This window comes from Bordetella genomosp. 12 (genome assembly GCF_002261355.1).
Taxonomy (GTDB): Bacteria; Pseudomonadota; Gammaproteobacteria; order Burkholderiales; family Burkholderiaceae_B; genus Bordetella.
On record NZ_NEVU01000001.1, the window covers coordinates 49209 to 72679 of the forward strand.

17 protein-coding genes are annotated in these 23471 nt (G+C 63.1%); 11 read left to right on the forward strand and 6 right to left on the reverse strand.

The window, feature by feature from the left end; translation table 11 throughout:
* Positions 1 to 6 precede the first annotated feature (6 nt).
* Positions 7 to 2073 carry a prolyl oligopeptidase family serine peptidase gene (locus CAL22_RS00255; protein ID WP_208621832.1) on the reverse strand — a complete coding sequence of 689 codons (2067 nt, stop codon included), beginning with the start codon at positions 2071 to 2073 and terminating at the stop codon, positions 7 to 9.
* Between the two features lie 397 nt (positions 2074 to 2470).
* Positions 2471 to 3823 (reverse strand): tRNA uridine-5-carboxymethylaminomethyl(34) synthesis GTPase MnmE, encoded by a 1353-nt coding sequence (gene mnmE, locus CAL22_RS00260; protein WP_094809356.1) that lies wholly within the window; start codon positions 3821 to 3823, stop codon positions 2471 to 2473.
* A gap of 121 nt (positions 3824 to 3944) precedes the next feature.
* Here mnmE and CAL22_RS00265 point away from each other — a divergent pair, with 121 nt between their 5' ends.
* From CAL22_RS00265 to katG, 7 genes are all read left to right on the forward strand, one after another.
* A complete protein-coding gene (locus tag CAL22_RS00265; protein WP_094809358.1) occupies positions 3945 to 5525 on the forward strand; it encodes an ABC transporter substrate-binding protein in 1581 nt (526 codons plus the stop codon).
* A gap of 12 nt (positions 5526 to 5537) precedes the next feature.
* Positions 5538 to 6512, forward strand: a complete 975-nt coding sequence (locus CAL22_RS00270; protein WP_094809360.1) for an ABC transporter permease — start codon at positions 5538 to 5540, stop codon at positions 6510 to 6512.
* On the forward strand, positions 6509 to 7414 hold the full coding sequence (locus CAL22_RS00275) for an ABC transporter permease (protein ID WP_094809362.1): 906 nt from the start codon (positions 6509 to 6511) through the stop codon (positions 7412 to 7414). Before CAL22_RS00270 ends, CAL22_RS00275 begins: the two co-directional genes overlap by 4 nt.
* 11 nt (positions 7415 to 7425) lie before the next feature.
* Complete coding sequence (locus CAL22_RS00280; RefSeq protein ID WP_094810995.1) at positions 7426 to 8397, forward strand: ABC transporter ATP-binding protein; 972 nt, start codon at positions 7426 to 7428, stop codon at positions 8395 to 8397.
* Positions 8397 to 9407 carry an ABC transporter ATP-binding protein gene (locus CAL22_RS00285; RefSeq protein WP_094809364.1) on the forward strand — a complete coding sequence of 337 codons (1011 nt, stop codon included), beginning with the start codon at positions 8397 to 8399 and terminating at the stop codon, positions 9405 to 9407. The genes CAL22_RS00280 and CAL22_RS00285 overlap by 1 nt, the downstream gene beginning before the upstream one ends.
* A 47-nt stretch (positions 9408 to 9454) precedes the next feature.
* Positions 9455 to 10654, forward strand: a complete 1200-nt coding sequence (locus CAL22_RS00290) for a M20 aminoacylase family protein (protein ID WP_094809366.1) — start codon at positions 9455 to 9457, stop codon at positions 10652 to 10654.
* Between the two features lie 684 nt (positions 10655 to 11338).
* Positions 11339 to 13594, forward strand: a complete 2256-nt coding sequence (gene katG / locus CAL22_RS00295) for a catalase/peroxidase HPI (protein WP_094809368.1) — start codon at positions 11339 to 11341, stop codon at positions 13592 to 13594.
* Positions 13595 to 13725: 131 nt separating this feature from the next.
* Here katG and yidC read toward each other — a convergent pair whose 3' ends face one another.
* The 4 genes from yidC to rpmH all read right to left on the reverse strand — a co-directional run bounded on the left by yidC (position 13726) and on the right by rpmH (position 16368).
* Entirely contained in the window at positions 13726 to 15414 is a 1689-nt protein-coding gene (yidC, locus tag CAL22_RS00300; RefSeq protein WP_094809370.1) for a membrane protein insertase YidC, read from the reverse strand.
* A gap of 42 nt (positions 15415 to 15456) precedes the next feature.
* Positions 15457 to 15744 (reverse strand): membrane protein insertion efficiency factor YidD, encoded by a 288-nt coding sequence (yidD, locus tag CAL22_RS00305; RefSeq protein ID WP_094809372.1) that lies wholly within the window; start codon positions 15742 to 15744, stop codon positions 15457 to 15459.
* Positions 15741 to 16112, reverse strand: a complete 372-nt coding sequence (locus tag CAL22_RS00310; RefSeq protein WP_094809374.1) for a ribonuclease P protein component — start codon at positions 16110 to 16112, stop codon at positions 15741 to 15743. Before CAL22_RS00310 ends, yidD begins: the two co-directional genes overlap by 4 nt.
* 121 nt (positions 16113 to 16233) lie before the next feature.
* Positions 16234 to 16368, reverse strand: coding sequence for a 50S ribosomal protein L34 (rpmH, locus tag CAL22_RS00315; RefSeq protein ID WP_005017166.1), 135 nt, complete (start codon positions 16366 to 16368; stop codon positions 16234 to 16236).
* Positions 16369 to 16911: 543 nt separating this feature from the next.
* Here rpmH and dnaA point away from each other — a divergent pair.
* From dnaA to CAL22_RS00335, 4 genes are all read left to right on the forward strand, one after another.
* On the forward strand, positions 16912 to 18360 hold the full coding sequence (dnaA, locus tag CAL22_RS00320; RefSeq protein ID WP_094810997.1) for a chromosomal replication initiator protein DnaA: 1449 nt from the start codon (positions 16912 to 16914) through the stop codon (positions 18358 to 18360).
* A 2-nt stretch (positions 18361 to 18362) separates the two neighbouring features.
* The gene (dnaN, locus tag CAL22_RS00325) at positions 18363 to 19472 is read left to right on the forward strand and encodes a DNA polymerase III subunit beta (RefSeq protein WP_167383518.1); all 1110 of its coding nucleotides are present in this window, start codon (positions 18363 to 18365) and stop codon (positions 19470 to 19472) included.
* A gap of 81 nt (positions 19473 to 19553) precedes the next feature.
* Positions 19554 to 22007 carry a DNA topoisomerase (ATP-hydrolyzing) subunit B gene (gene gyrB / locus CAL22_RS00330; RefSeq protein ID WP_094809378.1) on the forward strand — a complete coding sequence of 818 codons (2454 nt, stop codon included), beginning with the start codon at positions 19554 to 19556 and terminating at the stop codon, positions 22005 to 22007.
* Positions 22008 to 22215: 208 nt separating this feature from the next.
* Positions 22216 to 23466 carry a diguanylate phosphodiesterase gene (locus tag CAL22_RS00335; protein ID WP_094809380.1) on the forward strand — a complete coding sequence of 417 codons (1251 nt, stop codon included), beginning with the start codon at positions 22216 to 22218 and terminating at the stop codon, positions 23464 to 23466.
* The last annotated feature ends 5 nt before the right edge of the window (positions 23467 to 23471 follow it).

A 23471-nucleotide genomic window follows, 5' to 3' on the forward strand; every position in this document is an offset into this window, starting at 1 on the left:
GCGCATTTACTGGGTGACGGCGCGCCACAGAAAGCGGCTCTCGAGAGCTTCGGCATGCGCAATGCTGCGTGCTTCGACACCCGCGCCGTGGCCGCCTTCCCGCCGTTCGAGATACCAGACCCTGTCGTGGCCTTGGGCCTGCATCTTCGCCGCCATTTTGCGCGCGTGACCGGGATGCACCCGGTCATCGGAGGTCGAGGTGGTCAAGAGCAGGGCCGGATAGTGCACCCCTGCCTTGACCTGGTGATAGGGAGAATAGGCCAGCAGCCAGGCGCGCGCCTGCTCATCTTCAGGGTCGCCGTACTCGTCGATCCAGGTCGCGCCTTGCAGCAGTTTATGAAAGCGCAGCATGTCCAGCACCGGCACGCCGCAGAGCACGGCGGCAAACAGTTCGGGGCGTTGCACCATGCACGCCGCCACCAGCAGCCCGCCATTGCTCGCGCCGCTGATGGCCAGTTGCCGGGCGGTCGTGGCGCGGGTATCGATGAGCGCCTGGGCAATCGCGATGAAGTCGTCGAACGCGACCTGGCGCTTGTCGCGCAAAGCGGCCTGGTGCCAGGCGGGGCCGAACTCGCCGCCGCCGCGAGTGCATGCAATGGCGTATAAGCCGCCGGCTTCGAGCCAACTGGCGCCGGCCGTGGCGAGGTAGGCAGGCTCGTCTAACGCCTCTTCGAAACCGCCATAGCCATATAGCAGACAAGGTTGGGGTTGCGTCGATAGGCGGCCGATCAGCCAATAGGGGATTTGCACGCCGTCGGGGGCGGTCGCGTAGCGCAACTGCGCGCTCATGCCGGAGGTGTCGAACTGCGGCGGCAGACGGGCCAGCAATTGCCATACATCGGAACCGGCATCGTCCGCCCGCGCGTAGTAGAGCGCGGTGGGTTCGAGAAAGTGATCCACGTGCACCAGCACGGTGTCATCGCGCAGGCTGTCGATGGACGTCATGGCAACGGCGCTGCCCTCCGGTGTGCCGATGATGTCGGCCTGCCACCCGGCTGCCGTCGGCTGCAGGCGGCGCAGCCGGGTGACGCAATCATGGCGTTCGGTGAGAATCACATAATTCAGCGTGAAATCCAGATCGGCCAGCACGCGCCGCGCGCCCGGCATGAACAACACCTCGGCGTGGCGGTCCCCAGCCAGAAAGCGCGCGCGTTCGAAGGCCACCAAACTGCCGCTGGCATAGCGCCCGCCCGGGGTCTGCCATTCGGATCGCAGGTGGATGAACAGCCAGTCGCGCCATTCGCTGATCTCGGCATCGGCGGGGATGTCATAACGGTGCCATTGGCCCGCGGCCTCGTCCAGCCAGAGCCAGTCCGTGCTCCACATGCTGAGGTAGCGCACGGCGAGATGCCGCTGGAGCTCGTAGTCGTACCAAGCATGCACAGAAATGTCGCTGCTGCCGCACTCCAGCACGACCGGCGCCTGTGCCAGGGGCGTGCCGCGCTGCCAGCGGCGCAGCAAGCGCGGGTGACCGGCATCGGTAAGCTCGGCATCATCGTTGTCGGCGCTATCGTCCCACCCGACATAGACCGTATCGCGGTCTATCCAGTCCATGCTGTGCTGGCCGGGTTGCAAGAGCTCAAACCCATCGGCCACGAAACTGCGCGTCGCGATGTCGAACTCGCGGATGATGCAGGCGTCCGAGCCGTCGGGAGCCAGCGCGACGAGTGCGCGTTCGCCATCGGGGTAACGCAGATCAAAGTCCGCCAGAGTCCATCGTGTGCCGTCGGCACTGTCGCGATTCAGCGGCAGCGCATCGACGTCGAGCACGGTTTCCCAGACGGCGGTGCCCGCCAGCCAATCCTGCCAGGGGGCGCGCCGCACCAGGCCCAGGGGATGCTCGGCGTCGGTCCAGGTGTTGTAGGCCCAGTCCCCATGCCGCGAGCAGGTCACGATGCGATCCGGCGAGTCGTAGATCGCCACCAGGCGCTCGGTCAACGCTGCAATAGCGGGATCCTGGTCCAGATGCTCAAGGGTGCGCTGGTTTTGCGTGGTGACCCATTGCTCGGCCTTGCGGCTGTCCAGCGATTCCAGGAAAAGAAAAGGATCTTGGGGCGTGTGCGGTGCGTTCAAGCTGCGCGGTCCTGTAGCGATTGGGAAACCGCCATCATAAGCGTTGCCGTCAGCCGCAACAGACCCCGCCGACCCGGCGTGAACTGTGAGGCCTGCGGCCAAACTCAGGCATTGCAAAGGGGCCAGCGGTTGATGATGGTGGCTTGAGGCTTACGCAAGCACATCGTCTCGCATGACGGAGACGCCCGCTTTCTCTTGCCTGGCGAGACACCCCCCGACGATATCGCGTCCCTGAACATCCGCCATCTTGGAGAGCGGTTGTTCCGGTTGCGCCAACGCCTGGAGGACGTTTCGATAGCGCGGATCCGGCCCTGGATGCATTTTTCGCTCGAGCCAGACCTCATGCCATGTTGACAGCGGACCTTTGTCTTGCACGCGTGCATGACTTGCCTTGCGCCTACTTCCCGATGCAGAAGTTGGAGAAAATCTCTCCCAGCAAGTCGTCGCTCGTAAAGCGCCCCGTGATGCTGGACAGGCTGTCGTGCGCCAGGCGGAGTTCTTCGGCGAACAGGTCGAGCACGCGATCGTCCTGGCTGGCGTGCTCGGTGGCCAGGACGAGATGTTCATGCGCGGCCTGCAAGGCGTGCAGGTGGCGTTCACGTGCCAGCCAGGGCGACTCGGCCCCGGGATTCCAACCAGCCAGCCGAAGAAGTTGTGCGCGCAACTTGTCCAGGCCAAACCCCTGTTTGGCGGAGATGCCGGCCTGATTTTCGCCGAGCTGCGGGGGCGCGGGCAGCAGGTCTATCTTGTTAAAGACAGTGAGAACCGGTGTGCGTGCCGGCAGGCGCGCAGTGATCTCGGCATCCAGCGTGTCGCCAGGCGCGGTGGCATCCTGCAAATGGAGGATGACATCGGCGCGCTCGATTTCTTTCCAGCTGCGGGCGATGCCGATGCTCTCCACCGTGTCATCGGTGTCGCGCAGGCCGGCCGTGTCGACGATATGCAGCGGCACGCCTTCGATGTGGATCTCCTGCACGACTTTGTCGCGCGTCGTGCCGGCGATGGGCGTGACGATGGCGATGTCGTCGCCGGCCAGGGCGTTGAGCAGGCTGCTTTTGCCGACGTTGGGTTGGCCAGCCAGCACGACATGCAAGCCTTCGCGCAGAATGACGCCTTGCCGCGCCTGGGCGATGAGGGTGTCCAGGTCGGCCCGCAGGCCGTCGAGCGTGGGACGGGCATGATATTTTTCGAGGAAGTCGATTTCTTCCTCGGGGAAGTCCAGCGTGGCTTCGACCAGCATGCGCAGATGCACGATGCGCTCGGCCAGCGCCGTGACACGTTGCGAAAACTCGCCCGACAAGGAGGCCATGGCACCGCGCGCGGCGGCTTCGGAGGAGGCATCGATGAGATCGGCGACAGCCTCGGCTTGGGCCAGATCGATACGGTCGTTCAAAAACGCCCGGCGCGTGAATTCCCCCGGCTCGGCCAGTCGCAGGCCGATATCGCGCCCGGCTTCGAGGCAGCGCGCCAGCAGACGCTTGAGTACTGCCGGTCCGCCGTGGCCTTGGAGTTCGAGCACGTCTTCGCCGGTGTAGGAGCTCGGGCCACGGAAGTAAATGGCGATGCCTTCGTCGATGGCCTGGCCCTGCGCGTCGGTAAAGGGCAGGTAGTGTGCGTGCCGGGGGGTGAGATCGCGGCCCAGCAGCGCACGCACGTAGTGCTGCAGGTTGGGGCCGGAGACGCGCACCACGCCGATGCCGCCTCGGCCGGGAGCAGTGGCGATGGCGGCGATGGGAAGGGCATTGCTCATGACAGTGGAAATCAAAACGGCGTTAGGGGGCAATAGGGGAATATAACTGTTGCGTGGGGCAATCGTTGCTGGTTAATTTCAATGCGCGGCATCCGAATTCGAAACACTCTTGGAGATCCAGATGGCATTTCGATTTTCGCGCAGGTTGAGCTGTGGCGCGGCGGCAGTGTTGCTTGCTTTCTGTAGCCAGGCGTCAGCGCGTGACCTGGTCATTGCGCTGAAGACCGAGCCCAGCTCGATGGATCCGCAATACCATGCCCTCACGCCCAATACCCAGATCTCCCAGACCCTGTTCAATTCTCTGGTCGAAACCGACGAGAAGTTGCAACCGCAACCGGCGCTGGCCGAGTCGTGGTCCGTGGACGGCAAGGTGTGGACGTTCAAGTTGCGTCCCGGGGTGAAGTTCTCCGATGGTTCCCCGTTTACCGCCGAAGACGTGGTGTTTAGCTACGACCGTATTCCCAAGGTGCCCAACAGCCCGTCGCCGTTTACGCTCTATTTGGGGGCGGTAGCCAAGACGGAGGCGCTCGATCCGATGACCGTGCGCATCACGACCAAGGAACTCGCCCCCAATCTGCTGGTCAATCTGGCGCAATTGCCCATCATGTCCAAGAAGGCGGCATCGGGCGCGGCGCCCGAGGGCAAGACCACGACGGAACTCAACAGCGGCAATGGCCTGGTGGGTACGGGGCCGTATAAATTCGAGTCGTGGAAACGCGGCGCCGAGTTGGTTTTTTCGCGTAATGACAACTATTGGGGGCCCAAGCCTGCCTGGGACAAGGTGGTTTATCGTCCCATGACCAATGCGGCGGCGCGCGTGGCTGCATTGTTGGCCGGCGATGTGGATCTGATCGAGGATCCTCCGACCGATGATTTGCCCAAGCTCAAGAGCAACAAGAAACTCTTCGTCGAAGAAACGCCCTCGGTGCGCGTGGTGTATGTCGCGCTGGACCAGTTTGCCGAACCCAGTCCGGGGGTAAAGGGCACCGAGAAGAATCCGATGAAGGACAAGCGGGTGCGCGAGGCATTGTCGCTGGCGCTCAACCGTGACGCGATCGTCGAGCGCGTCATGGGCGGTGTGGCTAAGCCGGCGGGCAATATGCTGCCCTACCCCATGTTCGGCGCGTCCAAAGAGCATGCACAGGCACCCAAGGCGGACGTGGAGAAAGCCAAGGCTTTGCTCAAGGGTGCCGGCTACCCGAATGGTTTTGAAATCACGCTGGGCGCACCCTCGGGCCGCTACGTCAATGACGCCAAGGTGGCGCAGGCCATCGCTTCGATGTGGACGCGCATCGGCGTCAAAACCAATGTGGACGCCATGGCGCCCCCGGTGTTCTTCAAGGCGCGCGACAGTTATGCCCTGAGCGCCTATCTGGCTGGCTGGTCGGTGACCAGCGGCGAGATGGCCAACGCCCTGGCATCTTTGCTGGTGACGCGCAATCCGGAAGCGGGTCTGGGCACGACCAATCGCAGCCGGTATTCCAATCCCGCCATGGACAAGCTGGTCGAGCAGGCTTCCGGCACGATGGACGACGCCAAGCGCGCGGAGTTGCTGCAACAGGCCAGCAATCTGGCCATGGATGACTACGCCATGCTGCCGGTGCATTTTGAACTTTCGGTCTGGGCCATGAAGGACGATGTGCGCTACAAGGGGCGTCCGGACCAGACCACTTTGGCGCAGAACGCAACACCCAAGCCTTAAGCGGCTGGCTGCATGCTTGCAACCATCATACGCAGGCTGCTGCAGACCATCGTTGTGATGATGGTGATGTCGGCCGTGGTCTTTGCCGGCATCTACATGGTCGGTGATCCTGTGGCCATGCTGGCCAGTCCTGAAGCCACGGAGGCTCAACGCAACGCCATCCGTGTCGCTTTGGGGCTGGATCAGCCTTTGTGGCGGCAATATCTGATTTTTCTCGGTCAGGCCGTACAAGGTAACTTCGGCAATAGTTTTCTGACCGGCGAGCCGGCCATGCGGTTGATCCTGCAGCGCATGCCAGCCACGCTGGAACTGGCTGCCGTCGCCATGACCTTGTCGGTGGTCATCGGCGTGCCTCTGGGCATCCTGGCCGGGCTGCGGCCGCGCTCCTTAGGCGCGCGGGCCATCATGACCGGTTCGGTGCTGGGCTTTTCCTTGCCCAATTTCTGGGTGGGCCTGATGCTCATCATGGTGTTTGCCGTCAGCCTGGGCTGGTTGCCAGCCAGCGGCCGCGGCGCCACCGTGAGCGTGGCGGGCATTCCCTTGAGCATCCTGACGCTCAACGGCTGGATGGCCATTATTCTGCCGGCGGCCACTATCGCACTGGCCAAGTGTGCGCTCATCGTGCGCGTCACGCGGGCGGCCACGCGCGAAAGCCTGCCGCAGGATTACATCAAGTTCGCACGCGCCAAGGGCCTGTCGGAAAGGCGCGTACTGGGCGTGCACCTGCTCAAGAACATTCTTATTCCCATCGTGACCGTGGCCGGCTTGGAGCTGGGTCAGGTGGTGGCTTTCGCCGTCGTGACTGAAACGGTGTTCTCCTGGCCAGGCATGGGCAAGCTGCTCATTGATTCCATCATCACGCTGGACCGTCCCGTCGTGGTGGCGTACCTGATGCTCATCGTGTTCTTTCTGGTCATGCTCAATCTGCTTGTGGACATCATCTATACCGTGCTGGATCCACGCGTGCGTCTGGAGGCTCGCCGATGAACAGCCCCGCCCCTGCGCTGACCCGTCCCATGACGCCGGCGCGGCGCTTTCTGAGCGACTTCTGTGCCAGCAAGCTGGCGTTGCTGGGACTGGTCATGCTCATCATCATGGTGGGCGCCGCCATTCTGGCGCCCTGGATCGTTCCGCAAAATCCCTATGACATCGGGGGGCTGGATATTCTGGACTCCAAGTTGCCGCCAGGTAGCGTCAGCGGTGACGGCAGCATGATGTATTGGTTGGGCACAGACGGGCAGGCGCGCGACATGCTTTCGGCGATTGTCTATGGCATGCGCACCAGTCTGTTGGTAGGCGCGGTGTCGGTGGTCGCTGCCTTCGTGATCGGCGCGGCGGTGGGTCTGATCGCCGCCTACTTCGGCGGGCGCATCGACGCCTTGCTGATGCGCGTGGTGGATATTCAGTTGTCCTTTCCCGCCATTCTCGTGGCGTTGATTCTGCTGGCGATTCTGGGCAAGGGCGTGGATAAGGTCATCATTGCGCTGGTGGTGGTGCAATGGGCGTATTTCGCGCGCGCCGCGCGCGGCGCCGCGCTGGTCGAGCGCGGAAAAGACTATGTGGAAGCCGCGCGCTGCATGTCCCTGAGCTGGACGCGTGTGCTGTTTCGCCATGTGCTGCCCAACTGTATGCCGCCGCTGATCGTGATCGCGACGATAGATCTGGCTCATGCCATTGCACTGGAGGCCACCCTGTCTTTTCTGGGCGTGGGCGTGCCGGTCACGGAGCCTTCTCTGGGTATGCTCATCGCCAACGGTTTTGAATATCTGCTGTCCGGGACATACTGGATTTCATTCTTTCCGGGCATCGCGCTGGCGCTGCTCATCATCGCCATCAATCTCGTGGGCGACCATCTGCGTGATGTGCTCAACCCGCGCAATCAGGCCTGAAGACGACCATGATGCAAACCACGCCCATGCTCGAGGTCAGAAATCTCAAGACCCAGTTCTTCACCCGCGCCGGTGTGGTCAAGGCTGTCGACGGCGTGGATCTGTACCTGCAGCAAGGTGAGATCCTCGGGCTGGTGGGCGAGTCGGGTTCAGGCAAGAGCATTACCGGGTTTTCGCTCATGGGTCTGCTCGACGAGCCGGGCCGCGTGGTGGACGGGGCCATTTTGCTTGCGGGCGAAGAGCTGCGTCAGGCTGACGCCCGCCGCTGGCGGGCCTTGCGGGGCCAGGAAATGGCGATGATTTTTCAAGACCCCATGATGACGCTCAACCCGGTGCTGCGCGTGGACACGCAAATGATCGAGGCCGTACAGGCGCATCATGATGTCAGCCGCACACAAGCCTTGGCGCGTGCCTTGGAGGTGCTGACGATGGTGGGCATTCCCTCGCCTCGCGAACGTCTGCGCGCGTATCCCCATGAGCTGTCGGGCGGCATGCGTCAACGCGTCGCCATCGCCATCGCCTTGTTGAATTCGCCGCGCGTGATCATTGCCGATGAGCCGACCACCGCGCTCGATGTGACCATACAGGCGCAGATTCTGTATGAGGTACGGCGCTTGTGCCGCGAGACGGGCACCGCGCTGATCTGGATTACCCATGATCTGGCCGTGGTGGCCGGCCTGGCCGACCGCATCGCGGTCATGTATGCCGGCCGTATTGTCGAGACGGGAACGAGCCAGGATGTCATCGGGCAGGCGATGCATCCTTATACACAGGGTTTGATGGCCTGTATCCCGACTGCGCAGGCGCGTGGCCAGCCGCTGGCGCAGATTCCAGGCATGACGCCGTCTTTGCTCATGCTGCCGCCAGGTTGCGCATTTCGCCAGCGTTGCCCGCGTGCGACTGACGCCTGTCTGCACGAGCCGCCGGCGCAGGAAATCCGGCCCGGGCATGATGTGCGCTGCTGGCACGCGGGGCGGGCGTGATGGATAAGCCTGTGGATATCCCGCTGCTGTGCCTGCAGGGCTTGGAGATGCGCTTCGAGCGCAAGGTCGATCTGGCCGGGCGCATCGCCAACTGTTTTGGCGCGGGTTTGAAGGATCAGGTGGTGCATGCCGTGGCCGGCGTGGATCTAGAGGTCCGCGCAGGTGAAGTCATCGGCATCGTGGGGGAGTCAGGCTGTGGAAAATCCACCCTGGGCCGCCTGGTGGCGGGGATTCTGCCGCCTTCGGCCGGTCAGATCCGTTATCAGGGCGAGGATGTCGCCCAGTTGTCCGCGCCTTCACGCCGGCGTTACGAGTTGGCCGTGCAGATGATTTTCCAGGATCCCTATGCGTCGTTGAACCCGCGCATGCGCGTGGCCGACATCATCGGCGAAGCCCCGCTGGCCCACGGTCTGATCCGGCGGGGCGAGCGCGATGAGTATGTCGCTGGCCTGATGCATCAAGTCGGGCTGGACCCGAGTTATGCACAGCGTTATCCGCATCAGTTCTCGGGGGGCCAGCGCCAACGCATCGGCATTGCGCGTGCGCTCGCGCTGCAACCCACGGTCATCGTGTGCGATGAGGCCGTTGCGGCGCTGGATGTCTCCATCCAGGCGCAGGTGATCAATCTCTTTGGGCAGCTGCGTGGCGATCTCGGGCTGACGTATCTGTTCATCAGTCACAATCTGGGGGTGGTGGCGTATATCTCGGATCGTGTCGCCATCATGTATCTGGGGCGCATCGTCGAGCTCGCCAGCACCGAGGCGATTTTTGGTCAGGCCAATCATCCCTACACCCAGGCCTTGCTGCGCGAACTGCCGACGCTGGACACCGAGCGGCGCGAGTACCGGCCCATTGAGGGCGAGCTACCCTCGCCGCTGGCCCCGCCTGCCGGATGTGCGTTTCATCCCCGCTGTCCCCGCGCCATGCCGCGCTGCCGCGAGCAGCGACCGGTGTTGCGCGAGATATCTCCAAGGCACTGGAGCGCCTGCCACCTCAACGACGCGTCCTGACGCTGCTGTGCTACAAGCCAACCTGTCTTTTCTTTCCGGTAAGCATCATGAAAACCTTAGACGAAATCGAACGCGCTCACGGTGACCTGACTGCCTTGCGGCGCGATATCCACGCGCATCCGGAATTGGCCTTTCAGGAGACCCGTACTTCCAACCTGGTGGCCGAGCGCTTGCGCGCGCTGGGGCTGGAAGTCCACACCGGGCTGGGGAAAACCGGGGTGGTGGGCGTATTGCGTGCCGGTGAGGGCAAGAAATCCGTGGGTCTGCGCGCCGACATGGATGCCCTGCCCATGCCTGAGCACAATCGCTTCGAGCACAAGTCGACCATCGCCGGGCGCATGCACGGGTGTGGCCACGATGGGCACACCGCGATTTTGCTGGGTGCGGCGCAATACCTGGCTGCGCATCCCGACTTCGACGGCACGGTGAATTTCATTTTCCAGCCCGCCGAGGAAGGCGGCAACGCGGGCGCGCGCGCCATGATGGCCGATGGCCTGTTCGAGCGCTTTCCCTGCGATGCGGTGTTCGGCCTGCACAATATGCCTGGCATGCCGGTCAATCAGTTCGGCTTTCGCACGGGACCCACGATGGCGTCGAGCAACCGCTGGGATATCGTCATCAAGGGCCAGGGCGGGCACGCCGCCCAGCCCCATGCGGCGGTCGATCCCATCGTGATCGCCTCGGAGATGGTGCAGGCCTTGCAGACCGTGATCTCCCGGGGACGCAATCCCCTGGACCCCGCGGTGCTGTCCATCACGCAGATCCACGCGGGTGATGCTTACAACGTCATTCCGGGCGAAGCGGTGTTGCGGGGCACGGTGCGCACCTACACCCTGGAGGCATTGGACAAAATCGAAGCCGATATGCGGCGCATCGCCACCACCCTGCCCCAGGTCTATGGCGGCAGCGGCGAACTGGATTTCGTGCGGGCCTATCCGCCCTTGGTCAATTGGGAGAAGGAGACCGCGTTTGCCACCCGGATCGCCGAGGAGGTGTTCGGGCGGGAAAACGTCGATCCGCATATGCCGCAATTTATGGGCGCCGAAGATTTTTCCTTTTTTCTGGAAAAAGTGCCGGGTTGCTATCTGTTCCTGGGAAATGGCGATGGCGACCACCGCCTGCAGCGTTATCACGGGATGGGTCCATGCCAATTGCACAACCCCAATTACGACTTCAATGACGCCTTGTTGCCGGTCGGCGCCACGTATTGGGTCAAATTGGTGCAGGCCTTCCTGCCGAGAGGCTGAAGTTCTGCACAGGCTGTACACAGCTTATCCACCGGCTGCTCACATTTTGCTCACAAGCTTGTTCCCAAGGTTATCAACAGCCTCTGTCCTGGGAAACCGAGGTGTGTCAGGGGGGGATAACCACAAGGCGGCGAGGCGCGGCTGCGCACAGAACAAGCGGCGCGCCATATGACTGCAGGGATTGAACAAAGGCGGATTTATTCGTTTGCCGATGGGTTCGGGGTTTTCATAATCCGTACATGGCTTCCGCATGAGGAGGCCGCCTTCAGGAAACCCCATGCGCTCTCGTTTGGCCGATTATGCCGCCGGCGCCGCCCTGGCGCTGTTTATTGCCTTGCTGGCCCTGGCTGCGCCCACCCCTGCGCAAGCCGCCACTGTCAGCGTGCAGACCCGCTGAGCCGCAGCGGCGCGTTGCAAGCCTGTGCCTGGCCGGCTTTATGAAAAAACTGGGCATGGCACAACGTTAATAGCTGCGCACTATTGCGCGTATTGCAGCAATCAACCCAGGTTTTACCTCCCTTCGTATATAGTCAGCCGCATGCGAGGCGTCCGATCGTAAGCTATGGTCGGGCCTGGCAGATTGCGGTTGCTGGTGCTTGTGCGGCCTAGAGTGGTCATACGCCAGCCGCGTTGCACGGCACTCGCGATTTCCGGCAGCAGATTCTATTTTCTGAAGGAGAGAGCATGTCAAACGAGGCAAAGTGCCCTTTCAAACACACCGCCGGCGGCGGTACGACCAATCAGGATTGGTGGCCGAAACGACTGCGCCTGGAGTTGCTCAGCCAGCATTCTGAAAAATCCAATCCCATGGATCCGGATTTTGATTATGCCGAGGCCTTCAAGAGTCTCGACCTGGCGGCGGTGAAGAAAGATCTCGCCGATCTGATGAAAGATTCGCAGGATTGGTGGCCCGCCGACTTCGGGCATTACGGACCCCTCTTCATCCGCATGGCCTGGCACAGTGCCGGGACCTATCGCATCGGCGATGGCCGCGGCGGCGCCGGACGAGGGCAGCAGCGTTTCGCACCGTTGAACAGCTGGCCGGACAACGTCAGCCTGGATAAGGCGCGCCGCTTGTTGTGGCCCATCAAACAGAAATACGGCAACAAGATTTCCTGGGCCGACCTGCTCATCCTGACCGGCAATGTGGCGCTCGAGACCATGGGTTTCAAGACCTTCGGTTATGGGGGCGGACGGGAAGACACTTGGGAACCCGATCAGGATGTCTATTGGGGCAATGAGCGCACCTGGCTGGGCGGGGACCTGCGCTATGGCAAGCAGGCCGGCGGCAAGGATGAAGGCACCGTGGTGGCCGACGAAGACCTGCATGGCAAGGAAAGCAGCCGTGCGCTGGACGAACGCAACCTGGAAAATCCCCTGGCTGCGGTGCAGATGGGCCTGATTTACGTCAACCCGGAAGGCCCGGACGGCCATCCCGATCCCGCCGCTTCGGCGCGTGACATCCGCGATACCTTTGCGCGCATGGCCATGAATGACGAAGAAACCGTTGCCCTGATCGCGGGCGGCCACACCTTCGGCAAGACTCACGGCGCGGGTCCGGCGGACCACGTGGGGCCCGAACCCGAGGCGGCCGACCTGGAGAACCAGGGTCTGGGCTGGAAGAGCAGCTTTCGCAGCGGCAAGGGCGGCGACACCATCACCAGCGGTCTGGAGGTCACCTGGACCTCCACGCCGACCCGCTGGAGCAATAACTTCTTCTGGAACCTCTTTGGCTACGACTGGGAGCTGACCAAGAGCCCGGCAGGCGCCCATCAATGGATACCCAAGCATGGCGCGGGCGCAGGTTCCATCCCGGACGCGCATGACCCGTCTAAACGCCATGCACCGTCCATGCTGACGTCCGACATCGCGTTGCGCGTCGATCCGGCCTATGAAAAGATCGCTCGCCGCTTTTTCGAGAACCCGGATGCGTTTGCCGAAGCCTTCGGGCGCGCCTGGTTCAAGTTGACGCATCGCGACATGGGGCCGCGCGCACGCTATCTGGGCCCGGAAGTCCCGGCCGAAGAACTGATCTGGCAGGATCCCATCCCGGTGGTGGATCATCCTCTGGTCGATGACAAGGATGTCGCCGAACTCAAGCAGAAGGTGTTGGCCAGCGGCTTGTCCGTGGCGGAACTGGTCTCGACCGCCTGGGCGTCGGCGTCCACGTTCCGGGGTTCGGACAAGCGAGGCGGCGCCAATGGCGCCCGTATCCGCCTGGCGCCGCAGAAGGATTGGGCCGTCAACCAGCCGGAACAACTGGCCAAGGTCATCAAGGTCCTGGAAGGCATCCAGGCGGACTTCAATGGCAAGGGCGGCAAGAAGATCTCGCTGGCCGATCTCATCGTGCTGGCCGGCTGTGCGGGCGTGGAACAGGCGGCCGAGAAGGCCGGGCACAGGGTCACCGTACCGTTTGCGCCCGGCCGCATGGACGCTTCGCAGGAGCAGACCGATGTCGAGTCCTTTGCGGCGATGGAACCGCTGCACGATGGCTTCCGCAACTACCTGAAGGGGCGCTACGACATCCCGGCCGAGCATCTGCTCATCGATCGCGCGCAGTTGCTGACGCTGACCGCGCCGGAGATGACGGTGCTGATCGGCGGCCTGCGGGTGCTGGATGTGCGCAGCGGCAAGGACAAGCACGGCGTGTTCACCGAGCGCCCGGGCGTGCTGAGCAATGACTTCTTCCGCCACCTGCTCGATATGGGCACGGAGTGGAAGCCGCAATCGCCGGCGCGCGAAACCTTCCAGGGCCATGATCGCAAGACGGGCAAGGCCACATGGACCGCCAGCCGCGTGGATCTGGTGTTTGGTGCGAATTCGCAGTTGCGGGCGCTGGCCGAGGTCTACGCCAGCGATGACGCGGGCAAGAAGTTCGTGCACGACTTCGTCGCGGCCTGGAACAAGGTGATGAACCTCGACCGGTTCGATCTGAAGTAAAGCGTGGCGTGTCCGGCAACCCCGGCCGGCCTTCGGGCCGCCGGGGTTTTTTCATGTCCTCGGCCAGAGGGCAGGCACCAAACAAAATGCCGCGCTCAAGGCGCGGCATTTTGCGGACCGTGCAGCGGCTATCAGCTGCGCTTGGCCGGCACCTGCGCGCGGCGAGCGATGCTGCGCGTGATGCTCCATTGCTGCAGGATGGACAGGGTGTTGTTCACGCACCAGTACAGCACCAGGCCGGCCGGGAAGAAGAACATCATCCCGCCAAACACCAGCGGCATGACCATCATCACCTTGGCCTGCACGGGATCCGGCGGCGTGGGGTTGAGGCGGATCTGCAGGAACATGGTGCCCATCATCACTGCCGGCAGGATGAAGTAGGGATCGCGCACCGACAGGTCATGGATCCAGAGGATCCAGGGCGCGCCGCGCATCTCGACGCTGGCCAGCAGCACCCAGTACAGCGCGATGAACACCGGAATCTGCACCACCATGGGCAGGCAGCCGCCCAGGGGGTTGATCTTCTCGGTGCGGTACATCTCCATCATGGCCTGATTGAGCTTCTGGCGGTCATCGCCGAACTTCTCTTTCAGGGCCTGCATACGCGGGGCGACCTGCTTCATGCGGGCCATCGAGCGATAGCTGGCCGAGGCCAGGGGATAGAACACCGCCTTGATGATCACCGTCAGCGCGACGATGGTCCAGCCCCAGTTGCCCAGCAGGCTGTGCAGCCAGGTCATCAGGGTGAACAGCGGCTTGGCAATGATGGTCAGCCAACCGTAGTCGACCACCAGTTCGAGCCCGGGGGCGACGGCCGACATGGCTTTCTGGTCTTGCGGGCCGACCCACAGTTGCGCTTCGGACGAGACGCTGGCGCCCGGCGCCACCTGGCCGAGGGCTTCGATCGAGCGCGCGGCAAACAGATTGGGCTGGACCTGCAGCAGTTCGTTGGTGCGCGGCTTGCCTTGCTGCGGCACCCAGGCCGTGGCGAAGTAGTGCTGAACGATGCCGATCCAGCCGTTGTCAGCCTGCTTGATGTAGTTGGCCTTGTTCTTGGCAATGTCGCCGAAGGTGATCTTCTGGAACTTGTCCTGCTCGGAATACACCGCCACGCCCGTGAAGGTGTGATAGAAGCTGGACGTGCCGGCCGGATCGTTGCCATCACGCTCGAGCTGCATATAGACCGAGGGGCTTTGCACGGCGTTGCTGACGTTGGTGACGTCGTGGCGGACGTGCACGTCGTAGCTGCCGCGGTCCAGCGTGTAGGTCTTGAGGACGCGCAGGCCGCCGGATTCCGCCTCAAAGCGCACCACCAGCTTGTCGCCGGCGAGCTCGCGCTCGGGCGTGGTCACGGCAAAGGGCGTCAGGTGCGTGGGGAAGCTCTGTCCCGAGCCGATCAACCCGGTCTGCGCCGTGTAGGTCAGGTCGGGGGCGCGGTCCAGCAGGACCATGGGCTTGTCGTTGTCGGCGCTGGCGGGATACTTGAGCAGCTCGGCACGGACCAGTTGCGCGCCAGTCGTGCTGAAGGTCAGGCGCAGGACGTCGGTCGTGACGACCACTTCCTGGGCCTGCGCGGGCACGACGGCTACGCTGCCGGGCACCGAGCCAGGAGCGGCTGCCGCTGCCGGGGCGCTGGGCACCGACGGTGTGGAGGCGTCAGCCGCCGGCGCGGTGGCCGGATTGGCGGGCACCTTCTGTTCGGCGCTGGCCGGAGGCGCGCCAAACAGCGACGGCTTGCCGTTATGGATCTGCCAGTTGTTCCATAGGAGCAACAGCGAGAAGGAAAAAATCATCCAGAGGACAGTTCGTCGAATATCCATGGTGCCTGAGGAAGAGTGAGCGGACCAGCAAAGCCCGCCAGTTTAACTGCAATCGTGTCCGGGACGGGGATGGTTGTCGCAGCAGCCACCGCTCCGGGTTTCTTTGGCCTGGCCGGTGCCCGGAACGGGATCCAGCCCGCCAGGTGACCAGGGATGACAGCGGCCGATACGGCGTGCCGCCAGCCACAGGCCGCGGGCCGCGCCGTGACGTTCTATCGCCTCGATCGCGTAGGCCGAGCAACTGGGCGTGAAACGGCATTGACGGCCGATCCAGGGGCTCAGGAAAAATCGGTAAAACCGGATGGGCGCGATGAGCAAGGCTTTGATCATCGCGCGATACGTCCAAAGTGCGCGTCCGCCTCGCTGCGCGCCGCGCGTTTGAGGGCCGTCAGGGAGACCGGCCCCACTTTGCTGTGCAGGCGCACGACATAGTCTTGCGCCGGCAACGCCAGGCGCTGGTGGCGGAAGGCTTCGCGCAATACGCGCTTGATGGCGTTACGGGTGCTGGCCAGCGCGGCGTGCCGCTTGGCGATGACCAGACCCAAGCGCGCACAGGCCGCCGGCTCGCCGGCGGGCGTAGCGGGGGCGGCGCTCACAATGAACATCGCCCCTCGGGCCAGCCGCCGGCCTTTCAAGGCGGCGGCAAACTCGGAGGGGCGATGCAAGCGCGCCTCCGCGGGAAGCGTGGCGCACGACATGGCTGACTGTATCGAAGAGTCGTCCGATTGCCGGGGGGCAGCAGGCTCAGGGCTGGGCGTTATGCCGTGGCCAGGGGCTTGTTGTGATCCGGGCAAAGGGTCGAGCTGCGATGCGCCTGGCTTAGACGGCCAGACGCTTGCGGCCCTTGGCGCGACGAGCGTTCAGGATGGCGCGGCCGGCGCGAGTCTTCATGCGCAAGCGAAAGCCGTGGGTGCGCTTGCGACGGGTGACGGAAGGTTGGTAGGTGCGTTTCATGGACGATCCACAAAAAGAACAAAGTCAGTAGGACGCTGCCTGGAGGTTCCTGGTTGCAATGACCCGGGCGGGTATCCCGGCGCCAGCATGAGGGCTGGCCATGGGACGGGGCTCGAGGCTGGGAACATTACATGGCGCTCGCCGAACGGGTCAAACCAGGGTGTTGGTGCAAAAGGTGCCGAAGTGAGGTCCGGCGTTGGTTCCGCAAGGAACCCCTCGGTGCGTACAACTATGGGTGACAGTTCTGCGGCACCCCCGGCAGCGGCGATCAATCTGGCGGCATAAAGCATGCCGGCCGACCCATTCACCAATTTGGGGTGTAACGCTTGCGGCGTAAGCCCCTGAGATACTGAGGTTTTCGCCGCTTCCCGTGCAGTTCCAACGGAACCTTCTGACAGGCAGAATTCGGAAAAGCCCACCATTTCAGCAAGTTTTCCCAGTCTTGTCAATCAGTTAGGCGCAGGCCCCTTGGCGGGGGCGCGCCGGGGGCTGTGGATAACTCCTGCCCAAAAGCGGTAGAATCGAGGTTTGAACAAGAGCGACATGAAAGAATTCTGGCAGACCTGCGTCAGTCGTCTTGAGCAGGAACTCCCCCCCCAACAAATCAGCGCGTGGATACGACCGCTGGTGCCGCTTGCCTATGACGAAGCGCAGGCGGTGTTGCGCGTGGCTGCCCCCAATCGCTTCAAGCTTGATTGGGTGCGCAAGAACTTTTCGCATCAGATCGAGGCGCTGGCTACCGAGTGGTATCAGCGTCCGGTGCAGGTGCAGTTCGAATTGCCCAGTCACAGCGCAACGCCACGCATGTCCATGACGCCGCGTGCGTCAGCCCCTACTACCGCGGCGCCTCAGGCGGCCGCGCCCGTCGCCGTGCCTGCCATTCCGGCAGCCGCGCCGCGGGTCGAGGTGGCGCCGCCGCCCGCCCCCCCGGTGTCGGCCGCCGCCGACGCGGCCAACATCGTGTACGAGCGCTCGCGCTTGAACACCGATCTGACGTTCGAGAACTTCGTTACCGGCAAGGCCAACCAGCTGGCGCGCGCGGCCGCGCTGCAGGTCGCCGAGAACCCGGGCACCTCTTACAACCCGCTGTTTCTGTATGGCGGCGTGGGGCTGGGCAAAACCCACCTCATCCATGCCATCGGCAACGCCATGGTGGCTGCCGGGACCGGGGTGCGCGTGCGCTATGTGCATGCCGACCAATATGTCTCCGACGTGGTCAAGGCCTATCAACGCAAGGCTTTCGACGACTTCAAGCGCTACTACCATTCGCTGGACCTGCTGCTGATCGACGATATCCAGTTTTTCTCCGGCAAGAACCGCACCCAGGAAGAGTTCTTCTACGCTTTCGAGGCGATGGTGGCGCAGCGCAAGCAGATCATCATCACCAGCGATACCTATCCCAAGGAGCTCTCCGGCATCGACAGCCGCCTGATCTCGCGTTTCGATTCGGGATTGACGGTGGCCATCGAGCCGCCCGAACTGGAGATGCGCGTGGCCATCCTGCTGCGCAAGGCGGAGTCCGAGGGCGTGCCCATGCCCGAGGAAGTGGCGTTTTTCATCGCCAAGCATTTGCGCAGCAACGTGCGTGAGCTCGAAGGCGCTTTGCGCAAGGTGCTGGCTTATGCGCGCTTTCATGGTCGCGAGGCGCTCAACGTCGACGTCTGCAAGGAGGCGCTCAAGGATCTGCTGTCCGTGTCCAACGGCCAGATCACGGTCGAGAACATCCAGAAGACCGTAGCGGATTTCTACAAGATCAAAGTGGCCGACATGTATTCGAAACGTCGGCCCGCGAATATTGCCCTGCCGCGTCAGGTCGCCATGTATCTGGCCAAAGAGTTGACGCAGAAGAGCCTGCCGGAAATCGGTGATCTGTTCGGTGGCCGGGACCACACCACGGTGCTGCACGCGGTGCGCAAGATTTCCGACGCCCGCGCCAAGCAGGCCGAGCTCAACCATACCCTGCACGTGTTGGAACAAACTCTAAAAGGATGACCATGCAACTCGTACAAACCACACGCGATGCATTGCTGAAACCGCTGTCGACTGTGGCGGGCATCGTTGAACGACGCCATACCCTGCCCATCCTGGCGAACATCCTGATGCGCAAAGAGGGCAACAAGGTTGCGTTCATTGCCACCGACCTGGAAGTGCAGATCACCACGCATGCGGATTTCGGTGTCGGTGCGGATAACGAGTCCACCACGGTGGCCGCGCGCAAATTGCTGGACATCCTGAAGGCCCTGCCGGACACGGGCGAAGTCAAGCTGGCGCTGGCCTCGAACAAATTGTCGGTGCAGTCGGCCAAGAGCCGCTTCGCTTTGCAGACGCTGGCTGCCAGCGAGTTTCCGACTGTTGCGCAGCCCGAGCAGTGGGATGTGTCCTTGAGCATGCCGCAACGGACCTTGCGCCACCTGTTCAACATGGTGCATTTCGCCATGGCCCAGCAGGACATCCGTTACTACCTGAACGGCATGCTGCTGGTATTTGAGCCGGGCCGCGTGCGCGCCGTGGCCACCGATGGGCACCGCCTGGCGCATTGCGCCACGGAGGCCGATGGCATCAGCGAGCGTCACGAAGTCATCGTGCCGCGCAAGACCGTGCTCGAAATGCAGCGCCTGCTGGAAGACTCCGACGAACTCGTGGCGGTAGACGTGGCGCCGGGACAGATCCGCTTCCGCTTCGGCGATGTGGAGCTGGTTTCGAAGTTGGTCGAAGGCAAGTTCCCGGATTTCTCGCGCGTGATCCCCACGAATTACACGCGCCATTTCTCCGTCAGTCGCGAAGCGTTGCAAGGCAGCCTGCAGCGCGCGGCCATCCTGACCACCGACAAGTTCAAGGGCGTGCGCCTGCAGCTGGGTCAGAATGTCATGAAGATCTCGTCTTCCAACGCCGAGCAGGAAGAGGCTCAGGAAGAAATCGATATCGATTATGGTTACGAGGCGCTGGACGTCGGTTTCAACGTCGGCTATCTGCTCGACGTGCTGGCCAATGTCAAAGTGGAAAACGTGCAGTGGTCGGTCATGCCGGATGCCAACGCATCGGCCTTGATCACTCTCTCTGGCGACGATCAGTTCAAGTACGTCGTCATGCCCATGCGGATCTGATCCGCGCATCGTGGGTGTAGACCGCTGGGGCTTGCGCCAGCGGACCGGCCGTGAGGCCGCCTTTTATTTTTGAACACAGATATGTCAGATCAACAGAACACCACTCCTGAGAACAGCGGCTACGGCGCCGATTCGATCAAGATGCTCAAGGGGCTGGAGGCCGTGCGCAAGCGCCCCGGCATGTACATCGGCGATACCTCCGATGGCACCGGCTTGCACCACATGGTGTTCGAAGTGGTCGACAACGCCATCGACGAAGCGCTGGCCGGCTATTGCGACGACATCGTGGTCACCATCCACACCGACAATTCGATTTCGGTGACGGACAATGGCCGCGGCATCCCGACGGATATCCACAAGGATGACGAGTTCGGCCGCAGCGCCGCTGAAATCGTCATGACCGAGCTACACGCCGGCGGCAAGTTCGATCAGAACTCGTACAAGGTGTCTGGCGGCCTGCACGGCGTGGGCGTGTCGTGCGTGAACGCGCTGTCCGAGTGGCTGCGCCTGACCATCCGCCGCAACGGGCAGGTGCATGAGATGGAGTTCCGCCAGGGCGAACGTGTCGCCCCGCTGGCGGTGACCGGCACGACCGACAAGCGCGGCACCGAAGTGCGCTTTCTGGCCGACCCCATCATCTTCAACAATATCGAGTACCACTACGAGATTCTGTCGAAGCGTTTGCGCGAGCTCTCCTTCCTGAACAACGGCGTGAAGATCCGTTTGGTCGATCAGCGCCAGGGCAAGGAAGAGAACTTCGCGTTCTCGGGCGGCGTGAAAGGGTTTGTCGAGTACATCAATCGCGCCAAGACCGTGCTGCACGCGAATGTTTTCGCCGTGAGCACCGAGTCCGCGGCCGGCGGTGTGCCGGTGGGCGTCGAAGTGGCCATGCAGTGGAACGACAGCTACAGCGAAAGCGTGCTGTGCTTTACCAACAACATCCCGCAGCGCGACGGCGGCTCGCATTTGACGGGCTTGCGCGCGGCGATGACGCGCGTGATCAACAAATACATCACCGACAATGAACTGGCCAAAAAGGCCAGGGTCGAGACCTCCGGCGACGATATGCGCGAAGGCTTGGCTTGCGTGCTGTCGGTGAAGGTGCCCGAACCCAAGTTCAGCAGCCAGACCAAGGACAAGCTGGTCTCCAGCGAAGTGCGCCCCGCCGTCGAGGATGCCGTGGCGCGCTCGCTGGAGACCTGGCTGCTCGAACATCCGAACGACGCCAAGGCCCTGTGCGGCAAGATCGTCGAAGCCGCCCGTGCGCGCGAAGCCGCCCGCAAGGCGCGCGAGATGACCCGCCGCAAGAGCGTACTCGAAGGCGCCGGCTTGCCCGGCAAGCTTGCTGACTGCCAGGAAAAAGACCCCGCGCTGTGCGAGCTGTATATCGTCGAGGGCGACTCGGCAGGCGGCTCGGCCAAGCAGGGTCGGGACCGGAAGTTCCAGGCCATTCTGCCGCTGCGCGGCAAGGTGCTCAACGTCGAGAAGGCGCGCTTTGACCGCCTCATCGCCAGCGAGCAGATCGCCACGCTGATCACGGCGCTGGGCACGGGCATCGGGCCGGACTTCAATATCGAGAAGCTGCGCTATCACCGCCTGATCATCATGACCGACGCCGACGTCGACGGCGCGCACATCCGTACGCTGCTGCTGACCTTGCTGTACCGCCAGATGCCGGAGCTGGTCACGCGCGGCCACATCTATATCGCGCAACCGCCGCTCTACAAGGTCAAGGTCGGCCGTGAGGAGCGCTATCTGAAGGACGAGGTCGAAGAGGCCAAGTTCATGCTGCAATTGGCGCTCAAGGATGCCGAGTTGCTGCCGCGTCAGGGCGCGACCCCCATCGCTGGCGAAGCGCTCGGAGAGCTGGCGCGCCAGTATGTGCTGGCCGATGCCGTGATTGCGCGTCTGTCGCGCGTCTTTGACGTCCCTGCCCTGTCGGCCCTGGCCGAAGGCGTGGATATCAATCTGGACGACCAGGCTGGCGCCGAAGCCTCGGCCAAGCGCCTGCATGCCGTGCTGCATGACGCGACCGACCTCAACGGTGTCGAGGTGGTGCCCGAGTTCCAGGAAGAAAGCGGCAAGTACCGCCTGGTGATCCGCCGCATGCACCATGGCAATGTGCGCATCAGCATCATCGATGCGGACTTCGTGCGCGGCGCTGACTATGCCGTGTTGACGAAATCGGCCCAGACCTTCCTCGGGCTGATCGGTCCCGGCGCCATCGTGGCGCGCGGCGAGGGCGACAAGCGGAAAGAACAGTTCGTCTCCGACTTCCGCGAAGCCATGCAATGGCTGCGGGCGGAAGCCGAGCGGGGACTGTCCAAACAGCGCTACAAGGGCCTGGGCGAAATGAACCCGGATCAGCTCTGGGAAACCACCATGGATCCCACCGTGCGTCGCCTGTTGCGCGTGCAGATCGAAGACGCCATCGCGGCCGACGAGGTCTTCACCACGCTCATGGGTGATGACGTCGAGCCGCGCCGCGCCTTCATCGAAACCCACGCACTGTCGGCGGGCAATATCGACGCCTGATGATTTGCACCGGGACGGTGTATTCGTTCTGATGTGACCGTGAAAGGGCTGCTTCGGCAGCCCTTTTTTCATGGCTGCGGCAATCGGGCGTCACGGAACGGGCTGGAGGCGGCGCCGTATTTCATGATGTTGCGCCCTGCCAGGGGTGTCCGTCAGGTGGACTAGAATCTAAGGGTTGATTTGTCAGTACCGCTGCAGGAGAGCACGCATGCTATCGACTTTGATATATCGCAGCCGTGCGGTCGAATCCATGAGTGCCCAGGCGCTGCAAGGTCTGTTGGCGGCGGCCCGGCTGCGCAATGCGGCGTTGGGCATCACGGGTATTTTGCTGTTTGACGGCACGCATTTCGTCCAGTTGCTGGAAGGGGGTGTGCATGCCGTGACGGCGCTTTTTAGCACCATCAAGCGCGATCCCAGGCACGACAACGTCGTGCTGTTGATGCGCGATCAAGGACCGGCGCGCCGCTTCGGCGGCGACCCGATGGCCGTACTGGATCTGCGCGTCTTGCATTCGCGGCAAGTCTCGGTGCTCATCCGCGAGAAGATGGATACGCAGGCCAGGCTGGCGGTGAGCGATGATCGCGTCGTCAAGATCCTGGAGTGGTATGCGTTGGCCAGCGGTTCGGGCCACATCATCGAGGGCGAGGCCGCGGAGCATTGGCGCTTTCTGCCCTCGGATGCGCCGGCGGCCAGCGATGAGGCCCTGGACACCTTGGCGTATCCGTTTGCGTTGCAGCCGATCGTCGATCCCCTGCGGCGCGAGGTGACGTCGTTCGAGTTTCTGATCCGCAGCCGCTCGGGCGGCTCGCCGGAAGAGATGTTCGCCGCCCTGACGCCCGTGCAACGTTATCTCGTGGATCTCGACTCCAAAGCCTGCGCGTTTGAACTGGCGCGCCGTTTGCATCTCGATCAGGTCAAGCTGTCGGTCAATTTGTTTCCGATGTCTTTGATCGGCGCTTCGTCGCCGGTGGATCGTCTGGTGGACCAGATCGCCGCCTGCGGTCTGCGGCCCCAGCAAGTGATCGTCGAGATTACCGAGCAGGAGGCGGTGGCGGGCCCGGGCGAGTTCGGCGCGGCCATCGAGCGGCTGCGCGCAGCGGGCATCGGTGTGGCGATCGATGACTTTGGCACGGGTTTTGCCGGCCTGTCCTTGCTGGCCGAGTTCCAGCCAGACAAGCTCAAGATAGACCGCGGCATTATCCAGAACATTCATCTGGACGGCGCACGGCAGGCCATTGTCGGGGCGATTGTCCATGCTTGCACGGCCATGGGCATCACACCGGTGGCCGAAGGCGTGGAACGGGTCGAGGAGTGGTGCTGGCTGCAGGCCGCGGGCATTGAACGCTTTCAGGGGTATTTGTTCGCCCGGCCCGCGTTGAACGGCATCCCCCAGGTGCAATGGCCCGAGCGGGTGGCGCCCTACCCGACACGCGGCGAGGCCGGCGCGCAAGCCTGGTGAGGATA